At 35.0% G+C, this 14,235-nt stretch carries 14 protein-coding genes; 11 read left to right on the top strand and 3 right to left on the bottom strand.

From position 1 onward, the window contains the following. Positions 1 to 241: 241 nt before the first annotated feature. Positions 242 to 1,498, top strand: a complete 1,257-nt coding sequence (locus tag P164_RS11525) for an NAD(P)/FAD-dependent oxidoreductase (RefSeq protein ID WP_028376531.1) — start codon at positions 242 to 244, stop codon at positions 1,496 to 1,498. On the opposite strand, the gene P164_RS11520 is transcribed toward P164_RS11525, so the two are convergent. Beyond that, the gene (locus tag P164_RS11520) at positions 1,495 to 1,971 is read right to left on the bottom strand and encodes a TspO/MBR family protein (protein WP_028376530.1); all 477 of its coding nucleotides are present in this window, start codon (positions 1,969 to 1,971) and stop codon (positions 1,495 to 1,497) included. The two genes, P164_RS11525 and P164_RS11520, sit on opposite strands and share 4 nt — an antisense overlap. Positions 1,972 to 2,076: 105 nt before the next feature. Here P164_RS11520 and P164_RS11515 point away from each other — a divergent pair, with 105 nt between their 5' ends. From P164_RS11515 to P164_RS11505, 3 genes are read left to right on the top strand one after another with little or no spacing between them, the layout of a single operon-like run. Beyond that, positions 2,077 to 3,159 carry a diphosphomevalonate/mevalonate 3,5-bisphosphate decarboxylase family protein gene (locus P164_RS11515; protein WP_028376529.1) on the top strand — a complete coding sequence of 361 codons (1,083 nt, stop codon included), beginning with the start codon at positions 2,077 to 2,079 and terminating at the stop codon, positions 3,157 to 3,159. Between the two features lie 29 nt (positions 3,160 to 3,188). Beyond that, positions 3,189 to 4,127: a mevalonate kinase gene (locus P164_RS11510; protein WP_028376528.1), complete on the top strand. Its 939-nt coding sequence runs from the start codon at positions 3,189 to 3,191 to the stop codon at positions 4,125 to 4,127. Between the two features lie 24 nt (positions 4,128 to 4,151). After that, positions 4,152 to 5,063 (top strand): geranylgeranylglycerol-phosphate geranylgeranyltransferase, encoded by a 912-nt coding sequence (locus tag P164_RS11505; protein WP_028376527.1) that lies wholly within the window; start codon positions 4,152 to 4,154, stop codon positions 5,061 to 5,063. A 59-nt stretch (positions 5,064 to 5,122) separates the two neighbouring features. Here the strand turns inward: P164_RS11505 and P164_RS11500 are convergent, their stop codons facing one another. Then, complete coding sequence (locus P164_RS11500; RefSeq protein WP_028376526.1) at positions 5,123 to 5,458, bottom strand: hypothetical protein; 336 nt, start codon at positions 5,456 to 5,458, stop codon at positions 5,123 to 5,125. Between the two features lie 373 nt (positions 5,459 to 5,831). On the opposite strand from P164_RS11500, the gene P164_RS11495 reads away from it, so the two are divergent. The 7 genes from P164_RS11495 to P164_RS11465 all read left to right on the top strand — a co-directional run bounded on the left by P164_RS11495 (position 5,832) and on the right by P164_RS11465 (position 13,315). Further along, positions 5,832 to 6,728, top strand: a complete 897-nt coding sequence (locus P164_RS11495) for a pseudouridine synthase (protein WP_028376525.1) — start codon at positions 5,832 to 5,834, stop codon at positions 6,726 to 6,728. Between the two features lie 168 nt (positions 6,729 to 6,896). Then, positions 6,897 to 8,297 carry an arginine decarboxylase gene (locus P164_RS11490; protein ID WP_028376524.1) on the top strand — a complete coding sequence of 467 codons (1,401 nt, stop codon included), beginning with the start codon at positions 6,897 to 6,899 and terminating at the stop codon, positions 8,295 to 8,297. Then, positions 8,284 to 9,228, top strand: coding sequence for an agmatinase (speB, locus tag P164_RS11485; protein ID WP_028376523.1), 945 nt, complete (start codon positions 8,284 to 8,286; stop codon positions 9,226 to 9,228). The genes P164_RS11490 and speB overlap by 14 nt, the downstream gene beginning before the upstream one ends. Further along, positions 9,218 to 10,192 carry a deoxyhypusine synthase family protein gene (locus P164_RS11480; RefSeq protein WP_028376522.1) on the top strand — a complete coding sequence of 325 codons (975 nt, stop codon included), beginning with the start codon at positions 9,218 to 9,220 and terminating at the stop codon, positions 10,190 to 10,192. The genes speB and P164_RS11480 overlap by 11 nt, the downstream gene beginning before the upstream one ends. Positions 10,193 to 10,339: 147 nt before the next feature. Beyond that, positions 10,340 to 11,059, top strand: a complete 720-nt coding sequence (locus tag P164_RS11475) for a glycosyltransferase (RefSeq protein ID WP_028376521.1) — start codon at positions 10,340 to 10,342, stop codon at positions 11,057 to 11,059. Continuing rightward, complete coding sequence (locus P164_RS11470; RefSeq protein ID WP_028376520.1) at positions 11,052 to 11,681, top strand: lipid-A-disaccharide synthase N-terminal domain-containing protein; 630 nt, start codon at positions 11,052 to 11,054, stop codon at positions 11,679 to 11,681. Before P164_RS11475 ends, P164_RS11470 begins: the two co-directional genes overlap by 8 nt. Beyond that, positions 11,678 to 13,315, top strand: a complete 1,638-nt coding sequence (locus P164_RS11465) for an ArnT family glycosyltransferase (RefSeq protein WP_028376519.1) — start codon at positions 11,678 to 11,680, stop codon at positions 13,313 to 13,315. Before P164_RS11470 ends, P164_RS11465 begins: the two co-directional genes overlap by 4 nt. A 1-nt stretch (position 13,316) precedes the next feature. On the opposite strand, the gene P164_RS11460 is transcribed toward P164_RS11465, so the two are convergent. Further along, a complete protein-coding gene (locus P164_RS11460) occupies positions 13,317 to 14,234 on the bottom strand; it encodes a PorP/SprF family type IX secretion system membrane protein (RefSeq protein WP_028376518.1) in 918 nt (305 codons plus the stop codon). Position 14,235 lies beyond the last annotated feature (1 nt).

The raw sequence follows: 14,235 nt of genomic DNA, 5'->3' as shown, positions 1-14,235 counted from the left end.
ATTGTGCACTTTAAATTTATTTGCTACATAAATTTTAAACTTCTATAGAATTAAATGATATTATTAGGGGTTAGGGTTGAATTATTAGGTTAAAATGCGTCACATTATTCATTTTTGACGCGTTTTCAATCTGAAAATAGTCAGATTGAGTGTCCTAAATCGATTAAGTAAATGAAAATGAATACTAAGATTTTTGCGATTATACAATCACCTTATTATTTACACATTTATCTTTGCAGTTATGACCTATGATTCTATAATAATTGGCGGAGGTGCTGCTGGTTTTTTTACAGCTATAAATCTTGCTAAATTAAATCCAAATCTATCTATCTTAATTGTAGAACGAGGTGCTCAGGTACTTGAAAAAGTTAAAATTTCGGGTGGGGGGAGATGTAATGTTACACACTCTATATTTGAACCCAGGCCTTTAACAGATAACTATCCCAGAGGAAAGCGAGAATTATTAGGGCCTTTTCATACTTTTTTAACGGGAGATACGATGGCCTGGTTTGAGGAGCGAGGCGTATCACTCAAGATTGAAGATGACGGAAGAATTTTCCCCACCAGTGATAGCTCGCAGACTATAATAGATTGTTTTTTAAAGGAGGCCGAAATATACGGTATAACTATTCAAACTAAATGTCCCATAGTAGATGTAGAGCAGGTAGATGGTCTATGGCTTGTACAAGGTAAAACCGAAAACTTTAAATCTAAATCTGTTGTTTTAGCTACCGGAAGCAATCCTAAAATGTTGAATATTATTGAAAATAAAGGAGTTAAGGTTGTGTCTGCTGTACCTTCGCTTTTTACATTCAATATTAAAGATTCACGTATTGAAACATTAGCGGGCTTATCTGCCTTAGCGCGGGTAAGTTTATTAGATAGAGCTAAGAAGCCTATAAAATTATCAAATGCTTCTGAGGCAGATTTGTCTTATAGCGAAGGTCCTATTCTGATAACGCATTGGGGTATGAGCGGCCCGGGAATCTTAAAACTTTCAGCCTGGGGAGCGCGTGTTTTAAATGAACTTGAATATAAATTCTTTATACGTGTTAATTGGCTTCCAAAATTAGAATCTGAAGAACTGAAAGAACAGTTGGCAGATTTTAAAATTAAGTTAGCAAAACAGACTATCGCAAAATGGTCTCCATTTGACCTTCCAAAGAGACTATGGCAAAGTCTAGTTGAAGCTTCAGCAATACAGCCCGATAAAAAATGGGCCGATGCTACTAAAAATGATTTTCAGAATTTAGAACATCAATTGCTTGAAGGTATTTTCCAAGTAAATGGGAAAAGTACTTTTAAAGAGGAGTTTGTTACTGCAGGAGGTGTCAATCTAAAAGAGATAGATTTTAAAACCTATCAAAGTAAGCAATTTGAGAAGTTGTATTTTGTAGGTGAGGTTCTGGATATAGATGCCATAACCGGAGGGTTTAATTTTCAAAGTGCCTGGACGGGTGGTTATATTGCTGCTCAGGCTTTATCAAAACAACTCTAATTTAATCTCCATATTTCAAAATTTAAAGCAGTGGCGTAACATACCCATATTATATAAGGTATGAGTAAAAAGGCTGCTTTAACATTTACAACCCTAAACCACTTATAGGTAAATAGAAGTAGTATGAGCAGGGCGGTAATAACAAGTAGAGCCGGCATTATAAGATGAAGCCCAAAAAAGATAATTGACCAAAACGCATTTAACAGAAGTTGAAACCCAAAATGATAAAGAGCTGTTTTTACCCATTTGTGATAAAAACCACCATCCCAGACTAGACCTGCTGCGATACCCATTAGAATATACAGTGTTGTCCAAACTGGGGCAAATAGCCAGTTAGGGGGAGTAAAGAATGGTTTTGTTAATGTAGGGTACCACGTTGTTACACTACTTTGTGTTGCTACAGCACCTATAAATCCTACTGCAAGGCAAATAAAAACTGCTATTAGAATACGTTTTATTTTCTTTGAATTCATAGGTATGTTTCTTGAGACTAATTTATAAAATTATTTCTTAGTGCGTTCTGTTTAAAAAAGCAGTTGAACCCTTTGAGAAGTTTTTATAGGTTTTATATTTGCGCTATGACTATTTCAAAATTCTTACCTTCAGAATACACACAGGCGCTTACGAGTAAATCTGTGAGTTACGCATCTCCCAGTAATATAGCTCTTGTAAAATACTGGGGAAAACAGAGTGTACAGATTCCAAAAAATCCTTCTGTAAGTTTTACACTAAATACGTGTAAAACAACGACCACATTGCATTTTGAGAAGCGGGAAAATTTTGAAGAAGATTTTGAAGTAAAGGTCCTGTTAGATGGCAAACACAAGCCTGGTTTCGAAGCTAAAATACATCAGTTCTTTAGTCGAGTTGTTGCTTATTTGCCATTTATTAGAGATTATGCGTTTGTAATAGATACATCAAATAGTTTTCCGCATAGTTCAGGTATTGCTTCATCTGCCAGCGGTTTAAGTGCAATTGCCTTATGTCTAATGGAAATGGAGCGTGAAATGCAACCTTCCATAAATGATACGTATTTTATTCAAAAAGCATCTTTTATCGCCAGATTAGGGTCGGGTAGTGGCTGTCGTTCTCTAGAAGGGCCGCTGGTCGTTTGGGGAGAACATCAAGAGGTAAAAGGAAGTAGTGATCTTTTTGGTATTTCATATCCGTATGAGGTACATGAGAATTTTGAAGATTATCAAGATGCTATTTTATTAGTTGATCAGGGAGAAAAGCAGGTAAGTAGCACCGTGGGGCATAACTTAATGCACAATCACCCGTTTGCTTCAAGTAGATTTGATCAAGCCAATGAGAATATTTCAAAACTCATAACTATATTAAAAAATGGTGATTTAGATGCGTTTATACATCTGGTAGAAAGTGAAGCGCTTACTTTACACGCAATGATGTTGACGAGTACACCCTATTTTATATTGATGAAACCTAATACTTTAAAAATCATTGAGAAAATTTGGGAGTATCGACGTGAAACGTTTATTCCGATATGTTTTACACTAGATGCTGGAGCAAATGTTCACGTTTTATTTCCGAAGATGTATAAAGAGGAAGTTCAAAAATTTATTAAATCTACACTTAGCGAGTATTGCCAGGATAAACGGTATATTTTTGATAGTGTGGGAATAGGAGCAATAAAGTTGTAACTTTGCTGTTGATTAGTTAGGATAATTCTATGAAAGGACCTTTATTTTATTCAAAAATTCTTCTGTTTGGTGAGTACGGAATTATCAAAAATTCTAAAGGCTTGTCTATACCTTATAACTTCTATAATGGAGCTCTTAAAGTAGATGAAAACCCAGGCGAAGGGGCTATTAAATCAAATGCAAGTTTAGGACGTTTTGCTGTTTATTTAGAAACACTACAGACAGAACAACCAGAATTGGTTCAATTTAATATAGATGAATTAAAAGCCGATGTGGCTGAAGGAATGTATTTTGACAGTACTATTCCACAAGGTTACGGAGTAGGAAGTAGTGGTGCTTTAGTAGCCTCTATTTACGATAAATATGCCTTAGATAAAATTACAATCCTAGAAAATCTTACCCGAGATAAATTGCTGAAATTAAAATCAATTTTCGGTCAAATGGAATCTTTTTTCCACGGAAAATCATCAGGTTTAGATCCTTTAAATAGTTATTTAAGTCTTCCTATTTTAATTAACAGCAAAGACGATATTGAGCCTGCAGGGATACCTTCACAGACTTTAGATGGTAAAGGCGCCGTTTTTCTTTTAGATAGTGGTATTGTAGGTGAGACAGCTCCTATGGTGCATATTTTTATGGAAAATATGAAGCAGGAAGGTTTTAGAAAAATGCTTAAAACGCAATTTGTAAAACATACAGATGCTTGTGTTGATGATTTTCTAAAAGGCGATGTAAAGTCTTTATTGAGTAACGTAAAGCAATTATCAAAAACTGTCTTAGGAAACTTTAAACCTATGATTCCTGCAAGTTTTCACGAGTTGTGGAAGCAAGGTATTGAGTCTAACGATTTTTACCTTAAGCTTTGCGGTTCTGGTGGTGGTGGTTATATTTTAGGTTTTACCGAAGATATAGATAAAGCCCGAAAGGCCTTAGATGGTCACAAGCTAGAGGTAGTTTACAACTTCTAGAATACTTCTACTTAAATATAGGTTATGTCTCGTATAAGCAGAAGAAACAAACTTTTACTTCTTAAGTTTTTTAGTTTGTTTTCGGTTGTACGGGGTTATAATATTCTCATTATTGTATTAGCACAATATTTAGCATCTATATTTATTTTATCACCAGATATTCCGCTTCGGGAAGTTCTGCTCGATCTCAATTTATTTGCAATTGTATCAGCTTCGGCATTAGTTATTGCAGGAGGCTATATAATTAATAGTTTTTACGATAGCGAAAAAGATTTAATTAATCGTCCGCAAAAGACGCGTTTAGATCATATGGTGAGTCAGAATAAAATACTCACGTTATATTTTATATTAAACTTTCTAGCGATAGTCGTTGCGAGTTCAGTTTCCTTTTTTGCGGTGCTGTTTTTTTCAGGGTATATTTTTGGAATTTGGTTTTATTCTCACAAGCTTAAAAAAATACTCTTTCTAGGCAACCTTACCTCTGCATCTCTTGCTTTAATTCCTTTTTTCGCGGTATTTATTTACTACAGTAATTTTGAAAAAGTCATTTTTGTGCACGCTACTTTTTTAGGTCTGATCATTATTATGCGTGAGCTTATTAAAGATCTCGAAAACATAAAGGGTGATATTGCATTGGGACATAGAAACATACCTATTGTTTACGGTGAGCCAACAACAAAGGCGGTCATAACTCTTCTTATCATTCTAACGATTCTGCCTACTTTCTTATTAGTAAATTATTTTGATGTGGGTCTTATGCGGTACTACTTTTATGCGAGTATAGCTCTATTGCTTATGTTCTCGTATTGGCTCTGGTGGTCTCGCGCTAAAATGCACTACGTTTTGCTTCATAATATTTTAAAATTTATTATCGTGTCTGGTGTATTTAGCATACTTCTCATAGATACTGATCTGGTTATAAACCGAATTATCTAAACTAAAAAACCACTGCATTGCAGTGGTTTTCTTAGCTAATAAAATAAATAATTAAAGGTTTACCCTTTTTTGATCTTAAAAGGCAGGTAGTACATACGGTTCCCTGTTACTTCTATTTCGGTTTTCTTGTAGTTAAGTCTGTTCTTAATGTAATTTTCTAACTGAGCACTTTCTGTAGTAACATTAAGTACAACAATTGTCTTTTGGGCAGTCACCATAAATTGAATAGTGCTTTCTAAAAGTTCATCATTAAGTGTAAGCTCAGGAGTTCCTAGTAAATTAATAATTTGATTTCTTAATGCCGTACTGGCTGTCTCTGGTTTTGGGTCTGTACCTGCTGACGCACTTCCCCAACTTAATATTGATAAAAGTAAAATAAGTGGTAATTTTTTCATGATTTCTTGTTTTAGATTGACAAGTCAAATGTAGTACGATCTGCCCAGAGGATCTTTATTAGTGACATTATCAAATACCAATTAAAACTTTCCGTTTGAGTTAAATAAAGCGTTGTTAACACAAGAGATACAATTGTCAAAAGTGAAATGGAATTTTACGATTTGTTAGAATAATTTCAGTTTGCAGCTTATTTATTACAGAATAGAATCAAGTTTTTGTTTGCTGTTATTATTTTAATAGTAAATGACTGAACGTGTATGATGTAAAGGTTAATTCACTTCGCAATACAATGTAATAAAAACAGAATTTGGAGCCTTTTTATATCCTCTGTTTTCGCTATTTAAATATGTATCTTTGCCAAAATTTAAAATTATGAGCAGACATCAGGAAAGCAGTAGAGACGGGAAAGCGTCTGGTCGCGGTTCTAATAATATACGCAGTAAAAGCAATGCCAGAGGCAATGCTCCTATTAAAAGAAAAACTACAGATTCTGCTAAGGGAACTGCAGCAAAAGGTAAAGCATCAGAAGCTAGTAAAACTACTTCTGCAAAAAATAAAGCTAAAGACGGTATACGTCTTAACAAATATATTTCAAACAGTGGTGTTTGCTCGAGACGTGAGGCAGATATGTATATCGCAACAGGTCAGGTTTCTGTAAACGGCGAGATCATTAATGAAATGGGGTACAAAGTGAAGCTTGATGATGATGTGCGTTTTGATGGTACGCGTATTAATCCTGAGCCTAAAGCATATGTTTTACTTAACAAGCCTAAAGGATTTTCGGTAACAACAAGTAATGAAAAAGGGATGACTGTTATGGATCTTGTTGCGCCTGCTACTAAATCTAGAATACAGCCGGTAGGCAGATTAGGTCGTAATGCAACCGGTCTTATTCTTTTTACTAATGATGAGAAATTAATGCAGAAGTTGACTAATTCTAAAGCAGGTCTGCCTCGATTATTTCATATAGAATTAGATAAAAATCTAAAAGCAGAAGATTTGGAGAAAATTGCCAAAGGTCTTGTGGTAGAAGGGAAAAAAATATTTGTTGAAGATATAAGTTATGTAACCGGCTCTCCTAAAAAAGAAGTTGGATTAAAACTACGTAATGTAGGCAACAGTGTAATACGTACAATTTTTGAGCAATTAGAGTATCAGGTGGTACGTGTAGATTGTGTGACGATAGCATCACTTACTAAAAAGGATCTTCCGCGCGGAAAATATAAACACTTGAGCCAACAGGAAATAAATAATCTAATGATGCTTTAAGTATCTTTAATATACTAGATTAGTGCTTGTTTATTTAATTTTAAATCTAAAATTGTTGAATAGATAAAATTAAAATTGAGGTAAATATTAAGTCTTTTGCAATACCTTAAGATTTCTAAGTGTCTTATCTCAAATTCTTTTTTTACATTTCACACTTTAAATTATTTGATGAATACGAAATATATAGATCTTATAGATCAATCCTTTTATTTTCCTCAGGAAGATTTTAAGCTTGAAGAAAATCACCTGCAATTTCACGATATAGATTTGATGGCTTTAGTAGAGCAATATGGAGCTCCATTAAAATTTAGTTATCTGCCAAAAATATCGGATAATATCAATAGAGCAAAAACCTGGTTTAAAGATGCTATACAAAAGCACAATTATAAGGGTAATTACAATTACTGCTATTGTACTAAAAGTTCCCACTTTAAACATATTTTAGATGAGGCTTTAAAAAACGATATTCATATTGAAACATCATCAGCTTTCGATATTGATATAGTAAATAAGCTTAAGGAAAACGGTAAGATTACAGACGATACGTATGTTATATGTAATGGTTTTAAAAGAGATCAATACATTGAGAACATTACAAATCTGATGAATAACGGTCATAAAAACTGTGTTCCTATTATTGATAACTATGAAGAAATAAACTTACTCTCTGAAGGTATTAAGGGAGATTTTAAAATAGGGATTCGTATTGCTTCAGAAGAAGAGCCTAAATTTGAGTTTTATACCTCTCGTTTAGGAATTGGCTATAAAAACATTGTTCCGTTTTACGAAGATCAGATCAAAAATAACGATCAGGTTGAGTTAAAGATGCTTCACTTTTTTATCAATACCGGAATACGCGATACTGCATATTACTGGAATGAGTTAAATAAGTGTTTAAAAGTATATACCCGCCTAAAAAAAATATGTCCAAGTTTAGACAGTTTAAATATAGGTGGAGGCTTTCCTATAAAAAACTCATTGGCATTTGATTACGACTATGCTTATATGGTAGATGAGATCATTAACCAGATAAAAATTACCTGTGAAGAAGCAGACGTAGTAGTGCCTAATATTTTTACAGAATTCGGAAGCTTTACAGTAGGCGAAAGCGGCGGTGCTATCTATGAAGTTTTGTACCAAAAACAACAGAACGACAGAGAAAAGTGGAATATGATAAATTCATCTTTTATCACCACATTGCCAGACACCTGGGCAATTAGCAAGCGTTTCATTCTACTGCCTATAAATAGATGGGAAGAAGAGTATGAGCGCGTGTTGTTAGGTGGACTTACATGCGATAGTGATGATTATTATAATAGTGAGCAGCATAGCAATGCTATTTACTTACCTAAGTACAAGAAAGATAAACCATTATATATAGGCTTTTTTAATACAGGAGCCTACCAGGAATCAATAGGAGGATACGGCGGTCTGCAGCATTGTTTAATTCCGCAGCCAAAACATATTCTTATTGATCGAGATGAAAGTGGTAACTTAACAACCCGTATATTTAACGAACAACAAAAAGCAGAACAATTGCTCAAGATTTTAGGTTATGAATACAACTAAAAATTATGCCGGCATCCCTGATGAATTTGCCAAACTTGAAACTTCAAAAATAGTACTCATTCCCGTACCTTATGATGGTACGAGTACCTGGGGTAAAGGAGCAGATAAAGGGCCTCAAGCCTTTTTAGAAGCCTCTGAAAATATGGAGACTTACGATATTGAAACCAATACAGAGGTGTATCAGCAAGGTATTTATTTAGCTCCGGCAATTACAGAGAACAGTTCTCCAGAAGCACTTGTGGCTCAAGTGCATAAAGTGACTAAAGATTTTATAAAGCGCAACAAATTTGTAACCCTTTTTGGTGGAGAACATTCTGTTTCAATAGGAGCAATTCGCGCTTTTAATGAGCTTTTTGATAACCTTACCGTTATTCAAATAGATGCGCACGCAGATTTGAGACAAGAGTATATGGGTAGTACCTGTAATCATGCTTGTGCTATGTATGAAGCAAGCCAGACTACAAACCTTATTCAAGTAGGAATACGTAGTATGGACGTTCTGGAGAAAACCGTAATGGATGAGGATAAAACCTTCTTTGCTCACGAGATGGTGCAGGATGAGTACTGGGTTGATAATGTTATAGACCTGTGTACAGAAAATGTTTTTATCACTTTTGATCTAGATGGTTTAGACCCTTCAATTATGCCTTCTACAGGCACACCAGAACCGGGAGGTTTATTTTGGTACGAAACAATGGATTTCTTAAAGCGTGTTTTTGCTGAGAAAAACGTGGTAGGGTTTGATCTTATGGAACTTTGCCCAAATCCTAATGATAATTCTTCAGACTTTTTAGCAGCAAAATTGTATTACAAAATGCTAAGCTACAAATTTGAAGGACAGGATGTAGAAGAGAATTACGATAATAGTTATGTTGCTAAACCTAGTAAGGGTAATGTAAATAAATTTGATTTAAATGACGATGAAGACTAAGGGAGCAATCTCTCAATTTATAGAAAAATATTATTTGCACTTTAACTCAGCTTCAGTAGTTGACGCTGCAAAAGCTTATGAAGAGCAATTAAACAATGGTGCAAAAATGCTTGTTTCTCTTGCGGGAGCAATGAGTACTGCAGAAATTGGTAAAATATTTGCCGAGATGATTCGCCAGGATAAAGTTCAGATTATATCGTGTACAGGTGCAAACCTTGAAGAAGATATTATGAACCTGGTTGCTCATTCTCATTATAAGCGTGTTCCTAATTACCGCGATTTGACCGCTCAGGACGAGTGGGATTTATTAGAAAAAGGCCTAAACCGTGTTACAGATACGTGTATTCCTGAAGAAGAAGCTTTTAGAAGATTACAAAAGCACATTCATAAAATTTGGAAAGATGCAGATGATGCAGGTGAGCGCTATTTGCCGCATGAGTATATGTATAAAATGCTCTTGAGTGGTGTGCTTGAAGAGTACTATGAGATAGATCTTAAAGATTCCTGGATGTACGCAGCTGCAGAAAAGAACCTTCCTATTATCTGCCCGGGTTGGGAAGATAGTACGATGGGTAACATATTTGCGTCTTACGTTCTTAAAGGAGAGCTTAAAGCTACAACTATGAAGTCTGGAATCGAGTATATGACTTTCCTTGCAGACTGGTACACTAACAACAGCGAGAAGGGTATAGGTTTCTTTCAAATAGGTGGTGGTATAGCAGGAGATTTCCCAATCTGCGTGGTACCTATGTTATATCAGGATATGGAGCGTGAGGATACCCCGTTCTGGAGTTACTTCTGTCAGATTTCAGATTCTACGACCAGTTACGGATCGTACTCAGGAGCTGTACCTAATGAGAAAATTACGTGGGGTAAACTTGATATTAATACACCAAAGTTTATAATTGAAAGCGATGCGACAATTGTGGCTCCGCTTATTTTTGCATACTTGCTAGATATGTAAGCTTAGCGTTTAAAAATATATGAAACCTCATAAATCTAGTATTTATGAGGTTTTTTTAGTTTTAAAAATTTTGGTATTTAACAAAAATCAGTATTCTTTAGATTTGCTTTAGAAGTATTGCTTATTTTCGCAAACTCATTTATTAGTATGTCTTATAGATTAACCGTAGTGGTTCCTGTTTATAATGAAGAAGATAACTTACTTCGTGTAGAACAGGTATTTAAGGATTATTTTAAAATTGCGACAGTACCTACTCAGGTACTTTTTGTTAATGATGGTTCTAAAGATAAAAGCCAGCAACTTATAGAGCAAATTTGTAATAGAAGTGAAGGTTTTAAATATATTTCATTTGCTCAAAATTGTGGTTTGAGTGCAGCTATTAAAGCTGGGTTTGATTATACTACCACACCACTTGTAGGATATATTGATAGTGATTTACAGACGACGCCAGAAGATTTTAATACGTTAATCCCTTTTATAGGTGAATACGATCTAGTGACCGGGCATCGTGCAGATCGCAAAGATTCTTTTGTTAAGAATATGTCGAGTACAATTGCAAATAACATACGTAGAGCATTTACACACGATGGGATGGACGATACCGGTTGCCCATTAAAAATAATTAAAACTGAATACGCACAGCGCATTCCTATGTTTAGAGGACTTCATCGATTTCTACCTGCTATGATAATGCTTCAAAACGGTAAAACGATACAAGTACCTATACGACATTTTCCACGAGTTGCCGGTACCGCAAATTTTGGAGTTTGGAATAGGCTCTTAGGACCATTAATGGATTGTTTTGCTTATTTATGGATGAAGAAAAAGTATATCAATTATACAGTAGCTAAAAAATCATATGAGTAGTCCCTACTGGATTTATAGCATTGGTTTTTTTGCACAACTTATGTTTTCGGGTAGATTGGTTATTCAATGGTTTTTATCTGAAAAACAAAAGCGTGTATTAACACCATCTACATTCTGGTGGTTGAGTCTGGGTGCTTCTTTTTTACTTTTTGTTTATGGTTATTTGCGTGATGATTTTGCAATAATGCTAGGCCAGACACTTACTTATTTTATTTATATACGGAATTTACAACTGCAAGGACAGTGGCTAAAGTCACCAAAAGCGATACGGTTGTTCTTACTCGTTTTTCCTCTTATAATAGTGATTTACGGGTATAATAACGGGCATTACGATTTAGATAAACTCTTTAAAAATGATGATATACCCTTGTGGTTATTACTTCTGGGGAGTGTCGCACAGCTCATTTTTACACTGCGATTTATCTACCAATGGATTTATTCTGAACGAAAGAAAAAATCAACCTTACCTTTAGGTTTCTGGCTACTTAGTCTCATAGGCGGAATACTTATTTTAATCTATGCCTGGTTTAGAAGAGATCCGGTTTTACTGGTGGGGCATGTGATGGGCGTTTTTATATATTTCAGAAATATGCGTCTCGCAATAGGAATTGATAAAGAATGAAAATTCATCAACGATATTACCCCTTTATATTAATAGCAGTCTGTCTGTTTTTGTTTTACCCGCATCTCGATGTGTTGTATGCTAATATTATGGAAGCCCGTAATTTTAATACGGCCCGAGAAATGTTGCATTACGATAATTGGGTATTTACAACGATGAATGGCGAAGCTCGCTATGAAAAACCACCTTTGCCTACGTGGTTAAGTGCATTCTCTGCGGCAATTTTTGGGATCACAAAATTATGGGCATTGCGACTGCCCTCTGCAATTATTACAACCTTAATGGTGCTTTTTAGTTACGCATTTTCTAAGAAGCGTTTAAAGCTAGTGCCTAAACAAGCATTCTACGCATCTTTAATTTTAGCAACTTCATTTTATGTGTTATTTGCTGGGCGCAACGGTACCTGGGATATTTTTGCACATTCCTTTATGCTGGCGGGTATTTATTTCCTTTTTCAGTTTTTTACAGTTACGCAGCGGCTATATAAAAACGCTGTTCTGGCAGGATTATTTATTGGCTTATCTTTTATGAGTAAAGGGCCTGTAAGTCACTTTGCATTATTATTACCCTTTTTAATTGCATATATCTGGGTTTATAAAATTAGGTCTTATAAAAATCGTATAGTGCCTTTTAGTTTGTTAGTAGGTGTTGCCCTGGCATTGAGTTCGTGGTGGGCACTTACTATTTATTTTGGAGATGCAGATACAGCAGCTACTATAGCAGATAAGGAAGCTGCTGCCTGGGCAAATCACAATACACGTTCGTTCTTTTACTATTGGAGTTTTTTTACGCAAAGCGGAATTTGGACAATCCCTGCATTTATCAGTTTACTTTATCCATATTTAAAAACGCGGGTGTCAGATTTAAAAACGTATCGCTTCACATTAATTTGGACGCTTGCAGCGGTGATTTTACTTTCGGTAATACCAGAAAAAAAATCGAGATATCTACTACCTGTTTTAATTCCACTTGCATTAAATACCAGTTATTATATAGAATATCTGGTTAGAAAATTTAGTGAGTTACGCGATAAACGAGAGACCTATCCCGTATATTTTAATTTTGGAGTTGTAGCATTTGTGGCCATACTTGCCGGTCCTATAGTCCTGTATTTTTTTGCAGATACTTTCACGGGGTCTATGTGGATCTGGTTTGCCTTCCTTCAAATTTCAATACTAATTACCGCGTTCTTCATCGTCCGCAGTTTACGATCTAAAAATATTGAAAATGCATTTTACGGAGTAGTAATCTTTTCCTGTGCACTTCTTACTTTTGGTTTTCCATTAGTAAAGGCTACGTATACTAATGAAGATTATGCAATGCTTGCGCCAAAAATAGAATCCCTTAAGGCTGATGGCAAACCGGTATTTTTATTTGAAAATGGGTCTCCAGAACTCATTTGGGATTTAGGACAGCGGCTACCTGTAATTAAGACCTCTGGAAGCCTTGTCTTGCCTGAGTCATCTACATTCTACGTAATTATAGAAAAAGGGCAGGAGCAGCTTGTAAAAGGGGAATTGAAGGGTTTTAATTTGACTTTAGACAAGTGTTTTGACGGAAATATTACTTCAAAAAAAGATCGTAATTACAAAACACGTAGAATAGGTTGTATATATAGCGTAACAGCTAGATAAATTATTTTGTATAACCTTCACCTAATCTATAGCTCAATACCAGACCATGAGTACTGGGCAGTGGCGAGCTCATCAAAGGCATTGTGTAGTTATATAAAATTCTAAAATGTTCAAAAAGATATACACCTGCGATTGCATTAACTGCAGAAGAAGTTCGATATCCTGCTCCTAATTCTATCTTATTTTTATAATTAACAATCGCATTAAGATCTACAGATAAGGGTGCGCCAGATTCATAACGAATTAAAAAATTTGGTTTAATCTCTAATTCATTAAAAACTCCGGTATAAATTCGATATCCTGCATATGCGTATGCGGCTGTATTTATAGTAATGGCATCATCTGGAGCAAGTGAATTGCCTAACAAATTAGGAGCAGATATACCAGCATATAAGTTATTCCGATTAAAAAGAATTCCTATTCCTAAAGTAGGTATAGTTCCTGAGATATTTTGCTGAAAATTGGGGTCTTCAGAAATCCCTAATTCTAGTAGATTTTCGTTATAGTTAAATACTCCCGCAGTAATCCCAAAAGAAATTACATTAGGGTTAAAATTGTGAAACCGTGGAGCAGCAGCTTGTAAACCAAAATAGAGTTTGTAAGCATAAGAGGCAAACGCACTAGTTACTGAACTTACACCTATTTCATCTCGTAAGAAACCTGCCCCTAAACCTACGCGTTCATTGTTTAAAGTCAAGTTTGCGGTTGCGTTAAAAGTAGATGGTGCACCATCAATACCGCTAAAACTACTTTGATTAGATAGTGTAAATTCTGAGTTTTCGTAATATCCTGCATGAGCAGGATTTAAAAGCAAGGTATTGTAATTGTATTCAGAAAATACCGGTTGCTGCTGACCCAGAAGTGTTTTACAAACTGTCAATAAAAAGACACTAAGAATTAATAATTTTTTAAATCCCATT

The organism is Leeuwenhoekiella sp. MAR_2009_132 (genome assembly GCF_000687915.1).
Taxonomy (GTDB): domain Bacteria; phylum Bacteroidota; class Bacteroidia; order Flavobacteriales; family Flavobacteriaceae; genus Leeuwenhoekiella.
Note: the sequence above shows the minus strand (reverse complement) of the source record. Positions and strands in the feature narration are given on the sequence as shown.